Source organism: Sorangium sp. So ce302, from assembly GCF_051530145.1.
Taxonomy (GTDB): Bacteria; Myxococcota_A; Polyangia; order Polyangiales; family Polyangiaceae; genus Sorangium; species Sorangium cellulosum_B.
The window spans coordinates 6672290-6693461 of the sequence record NZ_CP150326.1; the positions used below are offsets into that span (position 1 = coordinate 6672290).

Here is a 21172-nt window from a genome sequence, read left to right on the forward strand (position 1 = left end):
CCTCCGTTTTCAAGGGCGCGAAGACTCCCGCCCCCCGGGCTCCCGGTCCTCGTCATGAAAGCGATCACGTCCTTGTGGCCTCGCTCCGCGGGCGTCGTCCTCGGCGCGCTGCTGCCCTTCGCCGCCGCCGCGCAGCCCGCGCCCGCCACGCAGCCTGCGCCTGCCACGCAGCCCGCCCCCGCCGCGCAGCCCGCGCCGGACGGCCCGGTCCTCGACCTGCCGCCCGAGCACGCCGCGCCGCCGCCGGAGCCCTGGAAGCCCGCCGTCGGTCTCGGCGCCGGAGAGGCGCCCGAGCACGAGCTCGTCCGCGGCCTGACCGATCAGCGGTTCCGCAGCGCCGGGGCGAGCGCCAGCAGCACCTCCGTCGGCGGCTACGGCGAGGTGCATGTCCGCGGCACGACGACCGGCCGCGAGGGCGAGCGCGCGTGGGTCGCCGACATCCCGCGCCTCGTGCTCTTCGTGGCGCACGAGTTCACGGCCGACATCCGGTCCTACGTCGAGCTCGAGGTCGAACACTCGATCTCCTGCGCGAGCTGCCCGGGCGCCGCGGAGCTGGAGCAGGCCTACATCGAGTGGAACGCGGCAGGCCGCGCCCTCGGGCTGCGCGCGGGCCTCGTGCTCGTCCCGATGGGGATCATCAACCAGTGGCACGAGCCGCCGGTGTTCCACGGCGTGGTCAGGCCCAAGGTCGACACCCTCGTCATCCCCTCGACGTGGCGCGAGATCGGGATCGGCGCGTTCGGGCAGCCGCTCGACTGGCTGCGCTTCGAGGCCTACGCCATGACCGGCCTCGATCCGCTCGGCTTCCGCGCGGGCGGCCTCGCCGGCGGGCGGCAGAGCGGCGGGCTCGCGCGCGCCAACGCATGGGCGGCCGTCGCGCGCGTCGAGGCCGAGCCGCTGCTCGGGGTCGTCGCGGGCGCGTCGGTGTACGCGAGCGACGCTGGCCCGAACGGCGAGGGCAAATTCTTCCTTCGCGACGGCACCCCGGTGGATCTGTCGGTCCCGGTCCTCGGCTGGTCGCTCGACGCGCGCTGGCGCAGGAGCGGCCTGGAGACGCGGGTCCTGTTCGCCGAGTGGCACCTCCCCGAGGCGCGCGCCCTGATGGTCTCGTTCAACGAGGGCGGCGCGCCGAACTTCATCGATCCCACGAGCCCCGTGGCCTCCCGGATCCGCGGCGGCTATGTCGAGGCCGCGTTCGACGTGCTCCGCCCGCTCGGCGTGGGCCACGAGCTCCTGCCGTTCGCGCGCGTCGAGGCGTACGACACGCAGTCAGCGGTGCCCGAGGGCTACGAGGCCAACGCCTCGTACGGCGTCCGCGAGCTCACGCTCGGCGCCTCGTACCGGCCGACCCAGGGGGTCGTCGTGAAGGCCGACTACCAGCTGCGCGACCGCACCCTCGGGTTCGACCAGACGCAGCTCAATTTCGGCCTCGGGTTCATGTACTGAGCGCGCCGGACGCGGGCACACCATGTCACTCCGCCCAGACGACGCCGGGCCCGAGCGCCTCGTGGTCGGCGCCGGCATCTCCGGCCTCTACGCCGCGCTGCTGCTCGCGCGGGCCGGCCGGCGCGTGCGCCTCCTCGAGCGCGCGGCGCGGACCGGCGGGCTCGCGGGCGCCGAGACGTTCCGCGGCCTGCCGTGCGATCTCGGCTCGCACCGGCTCCACCCGGCCGCCCTCGATCAGCCGCTCTTCCGCGAGGTGCACGCGCGCTCCCCGTTCCTCTCGCGCCCGCGCCGCGGGGTGCTCGTGCTCGGCGAGCGCCACGTCCCCTACCCGCCGAGCGCGCCCTCGATGCTCCGCGCGCTCGGCCTCCGCGCCGGCGCCGCCATGGGCCTCGGGTTCGTGGCGCAGCGCGGCCGCCGCGCGGCCTTCGCCCGCTGGGAGCACGACCGCGCCCTCGCTGGCGAGGACGTCGGCTTCGAGCGGTTCGTGCGCGACCGCGTCGGCGCGGCGGCCTACGCGTCGTTCTACCGGCCCTACGCCGAGAAGGTCTGGGGCATCCCGCCGTCCGAGCTCTCCCAGACCGTCGCGAAGAAGCGGATCAGCACGACGAGCCCGCTCGCGCTGTTCAAGGGGCTCGCCCACGGCCGCGCCTCGGCGGATCTCGCGCGGTTCATCTACCCGCCGGCGGGCATCTCGTCGCTCATCACGTACCTCGAGGCGCGCCTCGCGGAGGCCGGCGTCGAGGCCGAGTGCGGGACCGCCCTCGGTCTGGCCGGGGCGGGCGCGCGCGCCGGCGCGGCGCCGATCCTGTTCGCCGGCGATCTCGCGGATCTCGTGCCCGACGCGCCGCTCGAGCACCGCGGGCTCTACCTGGTCTACCTGGCGTACCCGCGCGCGCGGCTCGGCGCCCCGGAGACCTACTACTGCCCCGACCCGCGCTTCTGGTTCGGCCGCGTCTCCGAGCTGCAGAACTACGCGCCCGATCTCCGCCGCCCGGGCGAGACGGTGCTGTGCGTCGAGATCCCCGAGGGGGCCTGGGGGAGCGGGCGCGACTTCGCGTCGGGCCCGCCGCTCGAGGCGCTGCTCGACCAGCTCGTGCGCGCCGGCATCGCCCCGCGCGGGGTGGCGCCGCTCGAGGCCCGGCAGCGCTTCGTGCCCCGCGTGTACCCGCTCTACCGGCGCGGCTGGCTGCGGGACTGGCGGGCCGCGATGCGCCGCGCCGCCGCGCTCGGCGTGGTCCCCTTCGGGCGGCAGGCGCTCTTCCTGCACTGCAACCTCGATCACTGCGCCGCGATCGCGGCCGACGCGGTGGCGCACGTCGAGGCCGGCCGCAGCCCGGAAGCGTGGGCGCTGAACGCCGAGCGCTACCTGGACGTGCAGGTGCGCGACTGACGCCCGCGCCGCAAATCCGCGGCCCAAACGCCGTTGACTTTGACTTTCACGAATGACAGCTTCGTCGGAGCCTTGATGCGTCTTTCTCGTGACCTCCGCACCGCCCACTTCGCTGCAGCAGCGGCGCTCACGTTCATCCTGGCGGCGCTGCCCGCCCACGGCGCGACGTACTGGACGGTCCCTGCTGTCCTGAAGAGCTTCTTCGCGAGCTCGAAGAAGGTCGGTTATCGCAAGGTCGTCCTCGGTGACGCGGAGGCGCAGGAGCTCGGCAAGAAGCTGGGGGCGCCGGTCAAGCGCGAGTGGGTGGTGTACGTCGCGGAGTCCGACGGCAAGATCGACGGCTACGCGATCAAGGACGAAGAGAAGGGGATGCACGAGCCGATCGACTTCGCCGTGCAGTTCTCGACGGCCGGCGCGGTGGAGCGCATCGAGATCCTCGAGTACCGCGAGGCGTACGGCGACGAGGTCCGCGGCGATCGCTTCCGCGCCCAGTTCCGCGGCAAGACGGCGGGCGACCCGATCACCGCGGGCAAGGACATCGACATCGTGTCGGGCGCATCCATCTCGTCCCGCTCCGTGGCCCTCGGCGTCAAGCGCGACGCGCTCGTCCTCCAGCTCGCGCTGAAGCGCGGCGGTCTGTGAGGGATTTCACAGCTTCAGCCGGTCGGCTGAGGTCGCTCTCGCTCGGCGCGAAGCTCCTCTACTCGGCGTTCGCGCTCGCGTCGGTCATCGGGCTGCTCGTGTCGTGGCGCCTCTACGGGGCGATGGTGCAGGACGCGGGGGCCGCCGCGTACTACGCGGGCGCGGCGGTCGCCGCGCCGCCGCCTGCCCCGACCCAGGCGCCCGCGGCGGCCGAGGGGCCCGCGCTCGATCTGGGCCCGGAGCTCGAGCTCCCCGGAACGCCGGAGGCGCCGCGCGTCCTGGTCGAGCAGATCTCCGAGCGGAAACTGCTCGAGGTGACGCATTTCCACCTCTTCTCGGTGCCGGTCTACGTGCTGATCCTCGCGCACCTCTGGCTGCTCGCGCGCCTGCCGTCGTGGCTCCACACCGCGGGCGTCGCGGCGGCTGTCGTCACGAGCGGGCTGCACATCGCGGCGCCATGGCTCATCCGGAGCGCGCCCGGCGCCGCGGCGCTGATGCCAATCTCCGGCGTGGCGATGCTGCTGTCGCTCGGCGCCATGGCGGTCGTCTCGACCGTGGACATGTGGCTGCCGAGGCGCTCGCGGCGAGGCGAGGCAGCGCCGGCCGACGAGGCCCAGGCCCAGTAAACCGCCGCGCGCGCCCCGCGCGGCGCGCGCTCGCCCCGACGAGCGAAGGCGCCCTGGAGACCTGGTTGCCAGCGCGCCGGACGAGGCCTCAGCCCTCGGGGACGAGCCAGAGCACCCCCAGCGGCGGGAGCGAGAGCACGATGGATTGCGGGAACCCGTGGCTCGGGACGTCCTCGACCTCGACGCGACCCAGGTTGCCCACGCCGCTGCCGCCGTACTGGACCGCATCGGTGTTGAGCACCTCCAGGTAGGCGCCGCGCCGCGGGACGCCGATCCGGTAGTGATGGCGCGGGACCGGCGTGAAATTGCCGATGAACACGACGTGCGTGCCCGAGGGCGACATCTGATCTCCCGCGCCGTCGCCGTAGCGGATGAACGAGATCACGGTCTGCATGTGGTCAGTGCAGTCGATCCACCGGAAGCCGTGGTGCTCGTCGTCGAGCTCGTACATCGCCGGATACTTCTTGTAGAGCGCGTTGAGCTCCGTCACGAGCCGCTTGAGCCCCGCGTGCTCGGGCACCGAGAGCAGGCCCCAGTCGAGCTCCGTCTTCTCGCTCCACTCGGCGAACTGGCCGATCTCACCGCCCATGAAGAGCAGCTTCTTGCCCGGGTGCGCCCACATGTAGCCGTAGAGCGCGCGCAGGTTCGCCAGCATCTGCCAGTAGTCGCCGGGCATCTTCGAGAGCAGCGCCCGCTTGAGGTGCACGACCTCGTCGTGGCTCAGCGGCAGGAGGAACTTCTCGGAGAAGGCATAGATCAGCCCGAACGTGAGCTGGTGGTAGTGGAAGGCGCGGTGGATGGGCTCGTGCTTGAAGAAGTCGAGCGTGTCGTGCATCCACCCCATGTTCCACTTGAAGTCGAAGCCGAGCCCGCCGACGTACGTCGCGTGGGTCACCGACGGCCAGGCGGTGGACTCCTCCGCGCAGAGGATCGCGCCCGGACAGCGCTCGTGCACCCGGTTCGACAGCTCCCGGATGAAGTCGATGGCCTCGATGTTCTCGCGGCCGCCATACCGGTTCGGCACCCAGTCGCCGCCCTGCGCGGCGTAGTCGAGGTAGAGCATCGAGGCGACCGCGTCGACCCGCAGGCCGTCGATGTGGAACTCGTCGAGCCAGTAGAGCGCGTTGGCCACAAGGAAGTTCCGCACCTCGTGGCGGCCGTAGTTGAAGATGTACGTGTTCCACTCGCGGTGCTCGCCGAGGCGCGGGTCGAGGTGCTCGTAGAGCGCCGTGCCGTCGAACCGCCCGAGCGCCCACGCGTCCTTGGGGAAGTGCGCGGGGGTCCAGTCGAGGATCACGCCGATCCCCCGCTGGTGGCAGCGGTCGATGAAGTAGCGGAGGTCGTCGGGATCGCCGAAGCGGCTGGTCGGGGCGAAGTAGCCCGCCACCTGGTAACCCCATGACCCGTCGAAGGGGTGCTCCATGACCGGCATGAGCTCGATGTGCGTGAAGCCGAGCTCGGCCACGTACTCGACGAGGTGGTCGGCGAGCTCGCGGTACGTCATCCAGCGCATCCCGCCCTCGTACGGCGGGCCCTCGCCCGGCACGCGCCGCCAGGAGCCGGCGTGGACCTCGTAGATTGTGAGCGGCTTCTTGCGGGAGTCGATCCTGCCGCGCTCCTGCATCCAGTCGCCGTCCTGGAACGCGTAGCGGCTCGTGTAGACCCGCGAGGCGGTGGCCGGCCGGAGCTCCATCGCCTGGGCGACGGGATCGGTCTTCACCGTGAGGTGCCCCTCCGGCGTCTTGATCTCGTACTTGTAGAGCGCGCCCTCGCCGAGGCCAGGGATGAAGAGCTCCCAGAAGCCCTCGCCCATCCGGCGCATCGCGTGGCGGCGGCCGTCCCAGTGGTTGAAGTCGCCGAGGACGCTCACCCGCCGCGCGTTCGGGGCCCAGACCGCGAACGACGTCCCGGAGACCCCGTCCACCTCGCGCACGTGCGCGCCGAGGACGCGGTAGAGCTCCCAGTGCCGCCCCTCGGCCAGGAGGTGGCGATCGATGTCCCCGAGCGTCGGCGGCATCGAGTACGGGTCGAGCTCCACCGAGGAGCTGCCGTCCGCGAAGCGCAGCTCGATCTGGTACGGGAAGCGTCCGTCCGCGGGGTAGGACACGCCGGGGAAGCGCGCCTCGAAGAGGCCCGCGGGGTGGACGCGCTCCATCGGCTGCCTCCGGAGCCTGGGGTTGCCCGGGACCACCGCGATCTCGGTGGCGTCTGGCCGAAAGACGCGGACCACCAGGTCGTCCTCGTCTTCGTGCGCGCCGAGCACGTGGTGCGGATCCGGATGCTCGACTGCCGCGATGAGATCGAGTTCTCGTTGTTCCAACATGTCGGGGTCCGCCTATAGCGGCTCCACTCGCCGACGTCATGCCGAGAGTCCGCCCGAGACGCCGACCAGGCTCACCCGGGCACACCGGCGCAGCCTGCGGCGCCGGTCCCCCCTGGCGCAACCACGGTGTGCTCACCATTTGTCCGCAGCGCAACAGCGGATGTCGGTGGGCCGGATCGACCGCGAGCACGCCGAGAATCGTCGGGATTCATCGGGAAACAGCGCAAATGCTCATTTGCTGTACCTTCTCGGGAAGGGTAGGGTCCCGGCGTCGAGCAGCGAGCCACGGCGGCCATCCGGCAAGCGACGCGGGCTCGACAGGCGGAGGGATCGAACATGGGTCAGGTGGTGAGCGAACGCCCGATCGGGGGCAACGGCAGCGGTCCTGGCATGAACGGGCACGGGGGCGCGGCGATCCGCAGCTACGCGCCCGCGACCGGGGAGCTCCTTGGAGAGGCCCCGAATACCAGCGCCGAGGAGGTGCGTGCCGCGGTCGCCCGGGCGCGGCGCGCGCAGGAGGCGTGGGGCGCGCTGCCCGTGGAGGAGCGCTGCCAGCGCGTCCTTCGCTTCCGCGACGCCATCGTCGATCGGACGGACGAGATCGTCGATCTGCTCTCGCGCGAGTGCGGCAAGCCGCGCCACGAGGCGCTGCTGCACGAGGTCCTGGTCGCGGCCGACATGGCGACGTACTTCGCGCAGGTCGCCCCGAAGGCGCTCGAGCCGCACGAGATCAAGCTCCACCTCTTCAAGCACCGGCGCAGCTGGGTCCACTACGTCCCTCGCGGCGTGGTCGGCGTGATCTCGCCGTGGAACTTCCCGTTCCAGCTCGCGCTGCGCGACGTGCTCGCGGCGATCGTCGCCGGCAACGCCGCCGTGCTCAAGCCGAGCGAGGTGACGCCGCTCATCGCGCTCAAGCAGAAGGAGATCTGGGACGGCGCGGGCATGCCCGAGGATCTGTTCCAGGTCGTCACCGGCTACGGGCCGACCGGCGCGGCGCTCATCGACAGCGGCATCCAGATGCTCCTGTTCACCGGCAGCGTCGGCACCGGGAGGAAGGTCGCCGCCGCCTGCGGCGAGCGCCTCATCCCGTGCGTGATGGAGCTCGGCGGCAAGGCGCCGCTCATCGCCTGCGCGGACGCGGACATCGAGCGCACGGCGCAGGCGATCGTCTTCGGCGGCTTCGCGAACGCGGGGCAGGTGTGCGTCGCGGTGGAGCGGGTCTATGCGCACCGCGAGATCCACGATCGCCTGCTCGAGCGCACCGTCGAGATCACGAAGGGGCTGAACCAGGGTGATCCGGGCAAGGAGTTCGTCGACGTGGGGGCGATCATCTTCCCGCCGCAGATCGACGTCGCCGAGCGGCACATCAAGGACGCTGTCGACAAGGGGGCGACCGTGAAGGCCGGCGGCAAGCGCGCGCCGGGGCAGGGCCAGTTCTTCGAGCCGACGATCCTCGCGGGCTGCGATCATGCGATGACGGTGATGACCGAGGAGATCTTCGGGCCGGTCGTGCCGTTCATGCAGGTCGCGACCGAGGAGGAGGCGATCCGCCTCTCGAACGAGTCGCACCTCGGCCTCAACGCCTATGTCTTCTCGGAGGACACCGATCACGCCCGCCGGCTCGCCGAGCGCCTGCAGGCCGGCAGCGTGCTGGTGAACGACGTGCTCATGAACGGCGCCCTCCCCGACGCGCCGTTCGGCGGCGTCAAGCAGAGCGGCTTCGGCCGGGTGATGGGCGAGGACGGGCTCCGGCAGATGTGCGACGTCAAGCACATCAACGCGGACCGCATCGCGCTGGGGTCGAAGGACCCGACGTGGTTCCCCTACACCGCGTCGTCGTACAGCTGGTTCAAGCGAGGCATGCGCGCGCTCTTCTCGAGCGGCGGCTTCCTGCGGCGCATCGGGGAGCTGTTCTAGGGCGGCGCGCCGCCGACGGCGCGGCGGGAAAACCTCGAGAACGTCGGCTGGCCAGACGCCGGATGGACGGCCGCCGGGCGGGCACAGATCCTGCGCTTCGCGCCAGAGGCGCGCGCTCTTGCAACCCCACCCCCTTCTGATCCACGCTGAACCCATGTCTACCCGGCCCGGTTCCTTGCCGAGCGACCCCATCCTCGCGGCCATCGATCGCGCGCCGCGTGTGCAGAGGCTCACGCCGGAGCAGCGCGCCGAGCTCGATCGGGACCTCGCCGACATCGCGGCGGGCCGTGCGCGCCTCGTCGCTCACGAGGATCTGCCGCGGGCCCTGGAGGAGCTGGCCCGCGAGCAAGGCGGATGAGCTTCCGCGTCGTCTGGAACTTCCCTGCTCTGGTCACGTTTTACAGGCTGCCGATGCACTCGGCCTTCATGATCGACCGGGCGGTCGTTCGCTTCGCGGAGACGGGCGAAGGCGAGCTCGCGTGGGAGGCGCCCTACTACCTCCTCAGCGCGGGCTTCCACGACGTGGTGCTCACGATCGAGCGCGAGGCGCGGACGATCACCGTGCTCCGCATCTACCGCGCTCGCTGAGCGCGTCAGCGCCGCTAGGAGCGCCGCCCGCTCGATCGGCCCATCGATCACAACCGGCCCCGGCCATGAGCGCCGCGACCTCGCGCCGCGTCGGCTCGTCCAGCATCTCCAGGAGCGAGGCGCGGAGTTCCTGAGGAACGAGCTGGATCACGTCCGCGGCGTCGTCCGGCGCGAGGAGCCGCATCCAGAGCCTGCGCTCGCCGGCCTTCATCGCGAGGAGGACTGCGGCCTGCTCCTGCTCGGCGAGGCCGAGGAAGAAGCTGTGCGCCTCGCCCCGCTCGAGGTGCTCGACGCCATCGGCGCGCTCTTCGGGGGACAGCACCGCCCAGATCTCGCCGAGCTCTGCGGCGGTAAGACGGTCGTCGGAGATGGGTCACCTCCACGACGAGGTAGCGGGCAAGGACTGCTGGATCGAGGATGTCGAGGCGCGCGACCTGAGGTCCCGCGGCAACGAAAGGTTCCGGCGCGCCGAGCATCTATCGCCGAGCCCGGTACGTGCAACGGGGATTCTTCGGCTCAGATCAAACCGGCGCGGGCTCGGTGGGCGTGACCTGGACGGGCGCGGGCTCAGACAGCGCCGGCTCGTCCGGTGTGGCGGCGGCCGCCGCGCCTCACCGCTCGGCGCGGTCGAGCGGTGAGGCGCGTGCGTCCTTCTCCAGCAGCGGATCCCGAGCATGTGCACGCCGGCCCGGCGCCGCCGCCGCTCCGGCTGTGGGGGATCGTCCTCGGGCTCGCCTTGCTGGTGCGGCGCGCTCGCCGTTAACGGAGCGAGCCGCGCGTCGATCGCGGCAACCGCGGCGAGGGGCGGCGCGAGCGGCATGGACGCCTCACTCCCGGGGCGTCTCTCGAGGCCCCGACAAAATCGCGCATCTCTCCGAAACCGAGGCGAGCGGCCGGCGTACTGACGGCATCACGCCGGGATCTCCGCTGCGCAGGGCAGCGGGGCGACCCGGCGATCCAGCGACGGAGAGAAACGATGACCAAGCTGAACGGAGCAGTGATTGCGTCGGCCGTGGCCTTGATGCTGGGCGCGATGGGGTGCGGTGGATCCGACGAAGACGAGATGGGCAGCGCGGAGCAGGGCATCAAATGTGAAGGCGTCAACGAATGCAAGGGAATGTCCGAATGCAAATCGGCGGACGGCAGCAGCGAGTGTCAGGGCCTGAACGAGTGCAAAGGCCAGGGCTGGACGACGGTGCCCTCCGAAGCCGACTGCACGTCGCAGGGTGGTAAGGTGATCGGTTGACCGGCCGGGGCCGACCTCACCCTCGTGGATCGGCGGCCCCGGGCTCTCATGGCGTGGGGCTCCGCGCCGCGCATTACGGCGCGATCCTCGAAGGCCGGCTCGATGTCGAGATAGCCGAGGCGATTACGGAGAATTTCATTGGGCGCGGGGGCCGGCCGATCGCGGTACTCGAGCATGTTCGGCGCGACGCGGAGATCGCGCTTCACGGGGTCTCGCTCTCGATCGGCGACGTCGAGCCGCTCGACCGCGCCTATCTCCGCGAGGTGAGGCGCCTGCGAGAGCGGGTGGGGGCCGCGATCGTGTCGGACCACCTCTGTTTCGGCCGCGCTCACGGTTACTATGGGCACGACCTCTGGCCCCTTCCGTACACCGAGGAGGCGATCGCCCACGTGGCCGGGCGAGTCCTCGAGGTGCAGGAGATCCTCGGTACGCGAATCCTGCTCGAGAACGTCTCGAGCTACGTGACCTACAAGGCAAGCGAAATGGCAGAATGGGACTTTGTGAGCGAGATCCTGTCGAGGGGCGACTGCAAGCTGCTGCTCGACGTGAACAACGTCTACGTGAGCTCGGTCAATCACGATTTCGATCCTCGCGCCTACCTCGACGCATTGCCCTTCGATTGCGTCGGACAATACCACCTCGCGGGGCACCTGGACAAGGGCACGCACCTGCTCGACGATCACGGAGCCCCGGTGCCCGACAGCGTGCTCGATCTCTACCGTCACGCGCTCCTGCGCTTTGGTCCGGCGCCCACCATCGTGGAGTGGGACGAGCGCGTCCCGCCGCTCGACGAGCTGGTGGCCGAGAGCCGGAGGGTCCGCTCTTTCGAGCTCTTCGTGACCGAAGGATCGGCCGCGTGACCCTCGCTGCGCTGCAGGAGACCTTCTGGGCGCTCGTCAGGGATCGCCGGGACGCTCCGGCCGCGGAGCTGCATTTCGCGGGCGACGCGAGGCTCTCCGCGGCGGAGCGGATGCGCATCTACCGCAACATGTACTGGTGGCGCCAGATCGACGCGATCCAGGCGGAGCTGCCCAAGGTGGCGGCGGTGCTCGGCGCGCGCTTCTACGACACCGCCTATGCGTACCTCACGGCTCATCCCTCCGAGGACGGCCGGCTCGAATGCATTACGCGGCGCTTCCCGCAATGGGCGCGCGCGCACGGCGACCCCAGCCTGCGCCGGCTGGCGGATCTCGCGACGCTCGAATGGATGCGAAGCGAAGCGTTCCTCGCGCCGGACCCTCCCGCGCTCGCGGCGGCGTCCGCCGTCGATCCCGAGTGGTTCTCGGCGGCTCGACTCGAGCTCGTGCCCTCGCTCGCGACGGCGCCGCTCGACTCGGACGCGGAGGCGCAATGGGATCGCGCGGGGACGCCGCCGCACGACATCTCCAATACCGCGCTGGACGTGCCGGCGGTCCACGCCGCCTGGCGCCGGAAGTTCTCGGTCTTCCACAAGCGGCTCGACGCCGACGAGGGGGCGGCGCTCGAAATCGTGCGGGCAGGCGGAACGGTAGGGGAAGCCTGCGAGGCCTTCGCGAGCGGCGCCGATCCCGCGGCGCGAGCGTTCGAGGTGGTCGCGACGTGGTTCCGGCGCGGCTGGATCGCAGCCGTCCGAACGCCGCGCTCGCCGGCGGGGAGGGCCGAGTGATGCCGCCCGTGCGTCTGCGCCGCTCCGTGCTGGGTTGCGTGCTCCTGCTCTGCCTTTCGGCATGCGGGGGCGACGCGGAGGAGCCGGCCGCGGTATGGCAAACCACGCCGGGACCGCTCATGCGCCCCGGGGACAACTGCCTCCGGTGCCACAACCCGGTCGCGAATACGGCGCCGCCCTGGTCGGCTGCCGGGACGGTGTACGACGCGCCGGATGCCGACCGCAACGATGGCGTCGCCGGCGTCACGGTCATCGTGTCCGACGCCGGAGGAAAGAGCGTCGCGCTCGTTACCAACGAGGCCGGGAACTTCCATACGGCGGAGGCGCTCGTGAATCCATTGCGGATACGTCTCGAATACGAGGGGCGGTCGATCGAGATGTCCATCGAAGCGCCTGCGGGATCGTGCAATGCATGCCACGCCGACCCGCCGGTCGGAGGCGCTCCGGGGCGCATCGTTCGTCCGTGAGGGGGCGGCGCCGGGGCGCTTCTGTCGAGGGGCATGTCGGTCGGAGGCCCGTGGTTCGGGTGCTGCGGCGGGCAAGGTCGGCGTCGCAAGTCCGACGTCTCAGGCGCGCCTTGTATGGCGCGCGACGACACGTCTCAGAGGGCATGGCCCGAAGTGAGACATGCCGGGCGGTGTTCTCGGCGCAAGCTCCCCCGCCCCAGTCTTGGCCGAGCGCCCACCCGCGCGCCGCCGCGCACAGCCCCCCGCCGGCGCGTGCGGCTCGGCTCAGCGAGATCCACGACCGCGGCGCGCCACCAGGGCGATCCAGGCAAGGAGTTCGTCGACGTACGGGCGATCATCTTCCCGCCGCGGATCGACGGCGCGGAGCGGCACACCAAGGCTCCGCCCGTGTCACGGCCCGTCCGCGAGGACAGCAGACTGCCGGACCGCCGCCGGCGCGCGCGCGTACTCCTTGAGCGCGATCGAGTCGTGCAGCCGGACCCCGTGGCTGCTCAGCTTGGCCAACGCGCGCGACACCCCGCGCGGCGCCACGCTGACCAGGCGGCCGACCTGCGCCAGCGCCCACAGCTCGAACCTGCTGCCCGGGACCAGGCGCCTGGCGGCGTTCAGCGCGAACACCCGGCTGCGGCGCACGTAGTCGGCCAGCTTGCGCTCGCAGGCCTGGAACGCGCGCGCGTGGTCGCCGCCGGCCGCGGCCAGCTCGCCGGCGAGGATATAGGCGCCCACCACCGCGAGGCTGGTGCTGCCGCCGACCGCCGGCCCGGGCGAATAGCCGGCGTCCCCGGTCAGGGTGACGCGCCCGCGTGACCACGAGTCCATGCGCAGCTGCGTGATCGAGTCGAAATAGAACGCCGGGGTCCGATCGAGCTCGGCCATCAGCCGCGGCACCTCCCAGCCGGCCCCGGCGAACGCCTCGCGCAGCAACTGCTTCTGCCGCGCGACGTCCCGGTGGTGGACATCGAGCTCGCGCGGGCTGCGGAACAGGAACACCGCGCGCGCGTCGTCGATCGTGTGCGAGCCGTAGATCGCCGCCATCCGCCCGACCCCGCCGAGCACGATCGCGTGGTCGTGCAGCCCCAAGTAGTTGGGGATCGAGATCACCGCGAGGTAGGCGCCGATGAAACGGGCGAACTGCCGCTCCTCGCCGAACACCAGCCGCCGCACGTTCGAGTGCAGCCCGTCGGCGCCGATCACCAGGTCGAAGCGCCGCGGCGCGCCGCGCTCGAACGTCACGTCGACACCGGACTCGTCCTCGGCGAGCGAGGCGATCGAGTCGCCGAACACGTACTCGACGTCGCCCCGGGTCGCGTCGTGGAAGATCTCGCTGAGATCGTCGCGCATGATCTCGACGTGGCGGTCGGACACCGCGTGCATCAGCCGGCCGACGTCGATGTCGACCTGCCCTTGCACCCCCTCGCGCAGCAGCGTCATGCGCTCGGTGCCGGTCTTCTTGGCCTCGACCCGCGCCAGCACACCCATGCGCTCGACGATGTCCATCGCGGGCCGAAACAGGTCGACCGCGTGGCCGCCCGTCTTGCGCAGCGTCGGCGCGCGCTCCACCACCGTGGGCCGAAACCCGTGTCGCTTGAGCCAGTAGGCCAGCACCGGACCGGCGATGCTGGCGCCCGAAATGAGGATCTCCATGGGCCCCTCCTTACTTACCGATAGGTAAGCACGCGACCCAACTCTGCACAAGGCTTACCGAACGGTAAGTAAGCGGCTACACTACACAGGTGCCCCGAGCCCGGCCCTCCGACACCAAGGCGCGAATCCAGGCGGTGGCGCGCGAGCTGTTTGCGCGCCAGGGAGTCCAGCGGACCAGCCTGCGCGAGATCGCCGATCACCTCGGCATCACCAAGCCCGCGCTCTACTACCACTTCGACTCACGCGAATCGCTGGTCGCGAGCATCGTCGAGCCGCTGCTCGCGGAGATGGACGCGTTCGTCGCCGAGCGCGAGGGCGGCCCGCAGCCTGATCCGCGCGTCCTGCTCGCCGACTACTTCGATCTCCTGCACCGCCACCGCGACACCCTCACGATGGTGGTCCGCGACCTCGCCACGCTCGCCTACCTCGACCTCGGTATGCGCATGATCGAGTGGCGCCGCCGCCTGATGCGCCTTCTCATCGGCCCGCGCCCCTCCCTCGCCGCCCGCGCCCGCGCCGTCGTCGCCATCGGCGGCCTCTCCGACTGCGTCATCGAGTTCACCGACGTACCGATGGAGAAGGTCAAGTCGCTCGCCGTCGAGGCCGCCCTCGCCGCGCTCGCGCCGACGTCATGAATCGCATACGCACGCCTCATGGCTCGGCGCCCTTCGGCCAACGGCGCCCACAAGACAACGTGAGCGCCGGCGGGGGGCTGTGCGCGGCGGCGCGCGGGTGGGCGCGGCGAGCACCGAACGAGGTGCCATAAGGTTCCAGGAGGCTCCACGTCCCAGGCGCGCCTTGTGTGGCGCGCGACGGAACGTCTCAGAAAGCATGGCCCGAAGTGAGACATGCCGGGCGGTGTTCTCAGCGCAAGCTCCCCCGCCCCGGTCTTGGCGGATGGCCGAGCGCCCACCCGCGCGCCGCCGCGCACAGCCCCCCGCCGGCGCGGCGGCTCGGCAGAGCCCCCCTCTCCCTCTCCGCTACGCAGCCGCCGCCGGCTCCCCCGCCGCCGCGCCGGTCACGCCGCCCGTGCCCGCGGCCTCGATCGGCGCCTCTTCCAGCGCCGCCGCGATCACCTGGCTCATGTCCTCGACGAAGATGAGCTCCAGCTCGGCCCGCACCTCCTTCGGGATCTCCTCGGCGTCGCGCGCGTTCTTCTGCGGCAGGACGACCCGCTTGATCCCGGCGCGGTGCGCCGCGAGCACCTTGGACTTGATCCCGCCGACCGGCAGCACCCGCCCGCGCAGCGTGCACTCGCCCGTCATCGCCGTGTCCGAGCGCACGCGCCGCGCGGAGAGGAGCGACGTCAGCGCCGTGAACATCGTCACGCCCGCGGACGGCCCGTCCTTGGGCACGCCGCCCGCAGGGACGTGGATGTGCAGGTCCTCCGCCTCGAGCCTCGCCGTGTCGACGCCGAGCTCGATGGCGTGGCTGCGCACGTAGGTGAGCGCCGCCTTCGCCGACTCCTTCATCACGTCGCCGAGCTGACCCGTGATCTCGACCCTCCCCTTCCCCGGCATCCGCGACGTCTCGATGAACAGGATGTCCCCGCCCACCGGCGTCCAGGCGAGCCCGGTCGCAACACCAGCGACGCTCGTCCGCTCCGCCACGTCGCTGAAGAACCGGACCTTGCCAAGGTACGTCCCGAGATCGCTCGCCTCGACCACCACGCGCGGCGCCTTGCCGTCCGCCGCGCGGGCGATCTCCAGCGCGACCGCCCGGCAGAGCTTCTTGATCTCGCGGCCGAGCTGCCGCACCCCGGCCTCGCGCGTGTAGTCGCGCACGATCGCCGCGAGCGCCTCGTCCGAGATCGACAGCGACCGCGGGTCGATCGCGTGCTCCTTGAGCTGCTTCGGGACGAGGTGCGACCGCGCGATCGCGATCTTCTCGTCCGGCGTGTAGCCGGACAGATCGATGACCTCGAGCCGGTCCCGCAGCGGCGCCGAGAGCGCGCCGAGGTCGTTCACCGTGCAGAGGAAGACGACCTCCGACAGATCGAACGGGAGCTCCAGGTAGTGGTCGACGAACGTCCGGTTCTGCTCCGGATCGAGCACCTCCAGCAGCGCCGCCTCGGGCGAGCCCCGCCACCCGGCGCCGAGCTTGTCGACCTCGTCGAGGAGCACGATCGGGTTCTTCACCTTGGCCTTCTTCAGCGCGTGCACGATCCGGCCGGGCAGCGCGCCGACGTACGTCCTCCGGTGGCCGCGCAGCTCCGCCTCGTCGTGCACGCCGCCGAGCGAGATGCGCACGAACGGGCGGCCCGTGGCGTCGGCGATCGACTGGCCGAGCGAGGTCTTGCCCACGCCGGGGGGGCCCGCGAAGCACAGGATCGTCGCGCGCGCCTTCCCGGTCAGCTTGAGCACCGCCATGTGCTCCAGGATGCGGCGCTTCACGTCGTCGAGGCCGCGGTGATCCTCGTCGAGCTTCGCCTTCACCGCGTCGAGGTCGTCCTTCACCTCCGCCCTCGCGCTCCACGGCAGGTCCGCGATCCACTCGAGGTACGTGCGGATCACGTTGTGCTCCGCGCTCTGCGGGCCGACCGACTCGAGCCGGCGGAGCTCCCGATCGGCGACGGCACGCGCCTCCTCGGGGAGCCCGGCCTCGTCGAGGCGCCGCCGGAGGGCCGACAGCTCGTCCTCGCCCTCCTCGCCGCCCGCGAGCTCCTTCTGGATGGCCCGGAGCTGCTCGCGGAGGATCACCTCGCGCTGGCCCTTGCCGAGCTCGCGCCGCACGTCGCCGTCGATCTTCTTCTTCAGGTCCGCCAGCGCGGACGCCTCGGCGAGCAGGCCGGCGACCCGCTGGAGCCGAGGCACCACGCGGAGCTCCGAGAGCACCTCCATCTCCTTCTCGGTGGGCAGGCCGAGCGCGCCGGCGACCTGATCCGCGAAGACGCCCGGCTCCGCCCGGCTCGTGGCGGCGATCTCGGCGAGGTTGGTCCCCGTCTTCGGGCCGACCTCGCGGGCGCGCTCGCGCAGCGACGCCGCGAGCAGGCGCGCCTCCTCGGCGTCGCCGAGGAACTCGGGCGCGAGGGTGCCCTCGGCCCGCCACGTCGGCTCCGTCTCGACCAGGGCCGAGAGCGCGAAGCGATCGAGCCCCTCGATCACCAGCCGGTAGCCGTTCGAGACGCGCGAGATGTCGACGACCCGCGCGAACGTGCCGATGTCGTGGAGGTCCTCGCGCCGCGGATCCTCGCGCTTCGGATCGCGCTGCGCGATGACGCCGATCACGTCGCCGGCGTGGACGGCGTTGAGCAGCGCCACCGAGCGGGGGCGCCCCACCGGGAGCGTGAGCACGGTGCCGGGAAAGAGGACGCCGGTGCGGAGCGGGAGCAGGGGAAAGGGAGAACGAGGCGCGCTGGCGCCGCTGCGAAGCTGGCTCATGCGAACTCCTGTGGCAGCGGTCGGCTCGCGCCATCCCTGCCGGATCGGTCGAAGGTCAGGTGGACTGCGTGGACAACGCGCCGCTCCTCCGCCCGTGAGGGCGGCGCAGCGCGCGGATGGGCTCACGTAGACCGCCGCGAGCAACCGCTCGGGCGAGCTCCATGAATCGATGAACGAAAAGTAAATTCGTTCACGCATCCGTCAACCCGCCCCGCCGGCGAGCGCGACGGCCGGATCAGAACGCCTGTACGCCGAGCACGAGGCCGGGCCAGGCGCGCTCGGTGCTGGTGGCGTCGGAGCCGAGGGGGGCGCTGCCGTAGGGGCTCAGCTGGGCGTCCTTCGGGGTGCCGCTGAACGAGACGTTGAAGCTGGGGCCCCCGAAGAGCGCGAGCTCCGGGAAGAGGCGGAAGCCGAGGAGCGCGCGCGCCTGCGCGATCGTGGCCGCGGACTCGAGCGTCGAGGGCTCGTGGAGCGTGTACCCGAGCACGTCGAGGTCGAGATAGGCGCGCTGGTGGATGGAGATGCGGCCGCCCAGGCCGAGCGCGGAGACCAGGAGAGGGCGATTGCCGATCGTGCGAAGGCCGATCCCGTAGATGTTGTGGAAGTGGTCGCTCCCGTGCTTGACGCCAGCCACCACGATGCCGGACTCGAGCCCCCAGACGTCCACGTGCAGGCGGCCGTTGCGGATGAAGTTGAACAACCCGAGCGAGAACGGCGAGTCGCCGGCGTAGTTGACGAGGCCGATCTGCGCGCCCCCCACCTTCCCGGTGGCGATGTTGAAGAGCCCGATCTGCGTGCCGGTCGACTCGCCCGCGGCCACGTTGGTCACGCTTATCTGCGTGCCGCTCGACTTGCCCGCGGCCACGTTGGCCACGCCGATCTGCACGTCGGTCGCCGCGCCCGCGGCCACGTTGGCCACGCCGACCTGCACGTCGGTCGCGTCGCTCACGGCCACGTTGGCGACGCCGATCTGAAGGTCTATCGCGGCGCCCGCCGCGACGTTGGCCATGCCGAGCTGCGCCCCGTCCACGGGCCCGACGGCGACGTTGAACACGCCGCCCTGTGCACCCGTGACCGGGCCGACGGCGACGTTGAACGAGCCGACCTGCGCGCCCCGGAGCGATCCGGCGACGTTGAGGCCCATCGTGATCTGCGCGCCGCGCGCCGGACCGAGCACGAGGTTGGCGCCGGACGAGAGCTGGGCGCCGCACAGGAACGACGACGCGATGTTGACCCCGGCGCCGAGCTCGAGGCCCGCGACGCCCGCCGTGTACCCGGCGATGAGGTTGAGCGAGTAGCGGCGGACGACGTTCGTGCCGTCGAGGGTCGAGGTGCCGACATACGGGAAGACGTCGGCGCCGAGGAGGACGGTCTTCGCGCCGGGGAGCGTGCACCGAGGAGGCTCCGGTGGCGCGGGGGCGGGGCGAGCGGCCTTCGCGGGGCGCGCGGCGCGGGAAGGCGGCGTCGGCCGACTGGCGGCAGGCGGCGCGGGGGGCGCCGCAGGCGATGGCTGCGCCGCAGGCGGCGCCTCGGGCGGGCGCTTGCCGAGCGCCGCCGCGAGCTCCGCTGCCTCGTCCCGGACGAGGTTGCCCGCGAGCAGGGCGATCGCCTCGGCGGCGCGATCGGGATCCTCCGGGACGTCGATGGTGCGCTCGATGCGGCGGCCGTCCGCGGCGCTGTGGCTCAGCGTGACGCGGCCGTCGGGCTCGCCGCGAAGGACCAGCGTGGAGCGCCCGGCGGTCGCCGCGCGGGCCAGCGTGACGTCGGCGCCGAGCTCGCGCCCGATGGCGGCGCGCACCGCGTCGGGATCGAGCGTCCACGGCGCGCCGTCGACGACGAGATCGACGCCCGCGGCGCTCGGCTCCTCGGCGAGGGCAGGCGCGGGGGGCGCGGTGACCGCGGCGAGGGCGCCCGCGGCCGCGAGCGCGTGCAGAAGGAGGACGCCCGCGCGGAGGCCTGCGCCGCGCGCGGACGTCTTCCGGTCACGGCGCGGCGAGCCCCGCGGCGGCGCAGGGAGAGGTGCGGGGGCGGGTGTGTTCATCGACCGTGCTGTGCCCGCTCGCAGCACGTTCGTTCACGCGCCGCGACGTTCACTCGTCCGCGCTGCGCATCGCCTCGATCAGCGAGCGTGACTCGGCCTGGCGGTAGCCGCCGAGGGCGCCCTGCGCGAACGGCTCGAGCGCCCGCCGCGCCTCGTCCTTGCGGCCGAGGCGAACGAGGCAGAGGGCGCGGTTGTACTGGGCCTCCACCGCGAAGCGGCCGTGCGGGGCGGCGGCCAGGTACGCGTTCCACGCGTCGAGCGCGGCCGCCGGGTTGCGCTCGACGAAGTGCGCGCGGTGCGCCGCCTGATAGAGCGCGTCCGCGTCGGGGCCGGCCGGCGAACGCTCGATGGCCTGCGGATCGGCCGCAGCCGGCCGCGGCGCGGTCGGCAGGCGCGCGGCGCTCGGCGCGACGGCCGCGACCGGGCGCGAGGCCGACCGGACCGGCGTGACCGCCAGCACCGGCGCGCGCACCGGCGCAGGGGCGATCGGGGGCTCCGCGATCGGCGCAGGCAGCAGCGGCGGCTCCGGCGCGACCGCCTCGGCCTCCGGCGGCGCGGGCGCCTCGGCCTCCGGCGGCGCGGGCGCCTCGGCCGCGTGCCGCGGCCCGGACAGCGGGCGCTGCGGCGGCGGCGCGGGCGGAATGTAGGGCGCCTCGGAGACGCGCAGCCCGAGCCGCGACGCGAGGTCGTCCCAGCCGCCTGGGAACCAGCGCGCGGCCGAGGCCCACGCGACCGATCCGACGAGCACGGCGGCCAGCGGGACCACCACGCGGACCATCGCGAGGCGGCGGGCCCGCTGGGCCTTCAGGCTCCTCATCACGCGGGCGCGCGTCTCGTCGCGGCGGCCGCGCGACGCGTCTGCCTCCGCGCGCAGGGCGCGCGCGGCCTCGCGGAGCACGTCGTCCTTCATGGGGCCCTCTCTTCCAGCAGCGTACGGAGCTTCTGCTTGGCGTGGAACAGCCGCGTGCGCACGGTGGCCTCGGGCACGCCCATGATCTCGGACGCCTCGCGCGCGCTGCGCTCCTCGACCTCGCAGAGCACGAACGCCACGCGCTGCGCCGTCGGCAGCGCGTCGAGGGCGCGGTTCAGGGCCTGCGCGAGCGCGGCGCGGCTGGCTTCCCGCTCGGGGCTCGACGTGTGCTCCTCGTCCGGCTCCAGGGCGAGCCGCGCCATGGCCGCGCGGCGCCGCGCCGCCGCGCGGAGGTGGTGGCGGGCGTGGTTGACCGCGATCGCGATAAGGAACGTCTTGAGCGACGAGCCGCCGCGGAACCGCTGCGCGGCCTGCGGCAGGCTGATGAAGACGTCGTGGGCCAGGTCCTCGGCGGACGCGTCGTCGCCGGTGAGGCGGCGAGCGAACCCGCGCACCGCGCCATAGTGCCTGTCGTACGCCTCGCCGACCGCCGCGGCGTCCCCGCGCCGCAGCCGCTCGACGAGCTCCTCCTCCGCGTCCTGCGCGCGCTCGGCGCCGCGGGAGAAGAAGAACGGCATGAGGAGCGCCATGGTCTTCATCGGGCGCCACCTCTCCTCCGCGCGCGGGGGCTCGTCGGCGCCGGACGGCTCTGCGCCCGGAAAACCCGCTGATCGCTCCGTCCCATCTCGGTCCATCCCTGCGCCGTCATCGTTACACCCGAACGCGCTCGGCGGCGTTGCCCGTTTGCCATCAACAAGCGTCCGAGAGCCCGGGTCGACATGTGGCACACCCCGTCGTGCCCGGCGTGAAGGAGAGCGTTCATGGTCGGCGCGTCGGTTTCGTGCCCGGAGAGGTCGGGAACGTTCAACCCCGGTCGGCAAAATCGACCACCGGGGATCCGGACGGC

19 protein-coding genes are annotated in these 21172 nt (G+C 72.2%); 12 read left to right on the forward strand and 7 right to left on the reverse strand.

Features of this window, described 5'->3' with window-relative positions:
• The first annotated feature begins 54 nt into the window (after positions 1–54).
• The 4 genes from WME73_RS25160 to WME73_RS25175 all read left to right on the forward strand — a co-directional run bounded on the left by WME73_RS25160 (position 55) and on the right by WME73_RS25175 (position 4104).
• Positions 55–1446, forward strand: coding sequence for a hypothetical protein (locus WME73_RS25160; RefSeq protein WP_437917312.1), 1392 nt, complete (start codon positions 55–57; stop codon positions 1444–1446).
• Between the two features lie 22 nt (positions 1447–1468).
• The gene (locus WME73_RS25165) at positions 1469–2836 is read left to right on the forward strand and encodes a protoporphyrinogen/coproporphyrinogen oxidase (RefSeq protein ID WP_437747900.1); all 1368 of its coding nucleotides are present in this window, start codon (positions 1469–1471) and stop codon (positions 2834–2836) included.
• Between the two features lie 75 nt (positions 2837–2911).
• Positions 2912–3478 carry an FMN-binding protein gene (locus WME73_RS25170; RefSeq protein ID WP_437747901.1) on the forward strand — a complete coding sequence of 189 codons (567 nt, stop codon included), beginning with the start codon at positions 2912–2914 and terminating at the stop codon, positions 3476–3478.
• Positions 3475–4104, forward strand: coding sequence for a hypothetical protein (locus tag WME73_RS25175; protein ID WP_437873752.1), 630 nt, complete (start codon positions 3475–3477; stop codon positions 4102–4104). Before WME73_RS25170 ends, WME73_RS25175 begins: the two co-directional genes overlap by 4 nt.
• Before the next feature lie 88 nt (positions 4105–4192).
• Here WME73_RS25175 and glgB read toward each other — a convergent pair whose 3' ends face one another.
• Positions 4193–6427, reverse strand: coding sequence for a 1,4-alpha-glucan branching protein GlgB (glgB, locus tag WME73_RS25180; RefSeq protein ID WP_437747903.1), 2235 nt, complete (start codon positions 6425–6427; stop codon positions 4193–4195).
• 336 nt (positions 6428–6763) lie between these two features.
• On the opposite strand from glgB, the gene WME73_RS25185 reads away from it, so the two are divergent.
• From WME73_RS25185 to WME73_RS25195, 3 genes are all read left to right on the forward strand, one after another.
• The gene (locus WME73_RS25185; protein ID WP_437917313.1) at positions 6764–8344 is read left to right on the forward strand and encodes an aldehyde dehydrogenase family protein; all 1581 of its coding nucleotides are present in this window, start codon (positions 6764–6766) and stop codon (positions 8342–8344) included.
• A gap of 154 nt (positions 8345–8498) precedes the next feature.
• The gene (locus tag WME73_RS25190) at positions 8499–8702 is read left to right on the forward strand and encodes a hypothetical protein (protein ID WP_437917314.1); all 204 of its coding nucleotides are present in this window, start codon (positions 8499–8501) and stop codon (positions 8700–8702) included.
• A complete protein-coding gene (locus WME73_RS25195; RefSeq protein WP_437917315.1) occupies positions 8699–8932 on the forward strand; it encodes a hypothetical protein in 234 nt (77 codons plus the stop codon). The genes WME73_RS25190 and WME73_RS25195 overlap by 4 nt, the downstream gene beginning before the upstream one ends.
• Here WME73_RS25195 and WME73_RS25200 read toward each other — a convergent pair.
• Positions 8901–9302: a magnesium transporter MgtE N-terminal domain-containing protein gene (locus tag WME73_RS25200; RefSeq protein ID WP_437917430.1), complete on the reverse strand. Its 402-nt coding sequence runs from the start codon at positions 9300–9302 to the stop codon at positions 8901–8903. The genes WME73_RS25195 and WME73_RS25200 overlap by 32 nt on opposite strands.
• Before the next feature lie 606 nt (positions 9303–9908).
• Between WME73_RS25200 and bufA2 the strand changes: the two genes are divergently transcribed.
• The 4 genes from bufA2 to WME73_RS25220 are packed head-to-tail and all read left to right on the forward strand — an operon-like array spanning position 9909 to position 12290.
• Positions 9909–10178, forward strand: coding sequence for a BufA2 family periplasmic bufferin-type metallophore (bufA2, locus tag WME73_RS25205; protein ID WP_437917316.1), 270 nt, complete (start codon positions 9909–9911; stop codon positions 10176–10178).
• Between the two features lie 53 nt (positions 10179–10231).
• Entirely contained in the window at positions 10232–11038 is an 807-nt protein-coding gene (gene bufB, locus WME73_RS25210; RefSeq protein ID WP_437917317.1) for an MNIO family bufferin maturase, read from the forward strand.
• Complete coding sequence (locus WME73_RS25215) at positions 11035–11823, forward strand: HvfC/BufC family peptide modification chaperone (RefSeq protein ID WP_437917319.1); 789 nt, start codon at positions 11035–11037, stop codon at positions 11821–11823. Before bufB ends, WME73_RS25215 begins: the two co-directional genes overlap by 4 nt.
• Positions 11823–12290 carry a hypothetical protein gene (locus WME73_RS25220; RefSeq protein WP_437917321.1) on the forward strand — a complete coding sequence of 156 codons (468 nt, stop codon included), beginning with the start codon at positions 11823–11825 and terminating at the stop codon, positions 12288–12290. Before WME73_RS25215 ends, WME73_RS25220 begins: the two co-directional genes overlap by 1 nt.
• Before the next feature lie 390 nt (positions 12291–12680).
• Here WME73_RS25220 and WME73_RS25225 read toward each other — a convergent pair whose 3' ends face one another.
• Positions 12681–13934, reverse strand: a complete 1254-nt coding sequence (locus tag WME73_RS25225; RefSeq protein ID WP_437917432.1) for an FAD-dependent monooxygenase — start codon at positions 13932–13934, stop codon at positions 12681–12683.
• An 89-nt stretch (positions 13935–14023) separates the two neighbouring features.
• Between WME73_RS25225 and WME73_RS25230 the strand changes: the two genes are divergently transcribed.
• Entirely contained in the window at positions 14024–14569 is a 546-nt protein-coding gene (locus WME73_RS25230) for a TetR/AcrR family transcriptional regulator (protein WP_437873755.1), read from the forward strand.
• A gap of 345 nt (positions 14570–14914) precedes the next feature.
• Here the strand turns inward: WME73_RS25230 and lon are convergent, their stop codons facing one another.
• From lon to WME73_RS25250, 4 genes are all read right to left on the reverse strand, one after another.
• Positions 14915–17314 (reverse strand): endopeptidase La, encoded by a 2400-nt coding sequence (lon, locus tag WME73_RS25235; RefSeq protein WP_437917322.1) that lies wholly within the window; start codon positions 17312–17314, stop codon positions 14915–14917.
• Between the two features lie 235 nt (positions 17315–17549).
• Positions 17550–19355, reverse strand: coding sequence for an LA_2272 family surface repeat-containing protein (locus WME73_RS25240; protein ID WP_437917323.1), 1806 nt, complete (start codon positions 19353–19355; stop codon positions 17550–17552).
• A gap of 49 nt (positions 19356–19404) precedes the next feature.
• Complete coding sequence (locus WME73_RS25245) at positions 19405–20265, reverse strand: tetratricopeptide repeat protein (RefSeq protein WP_437917324.1); 861 nt, start codon at positions 20263–20265, stop codon at positions 19405–19407.
• Positions 20262–20864, reverse strand: a complete 603-nt coding sequence (locus WME73_RS25250) for an RNA polymerase sigma factor (RefSeq protein WP_437917325.1) — start codon at positions 20862–20864, stop codon at positions 20262–20264. The genes WME73_RS25245 and WME73_RS25250 overlap by 4 nt, the downstream gene beginning before the upstream one ends.
• Positions 20865–21172 lie beyond the last annotated feature (308 nt).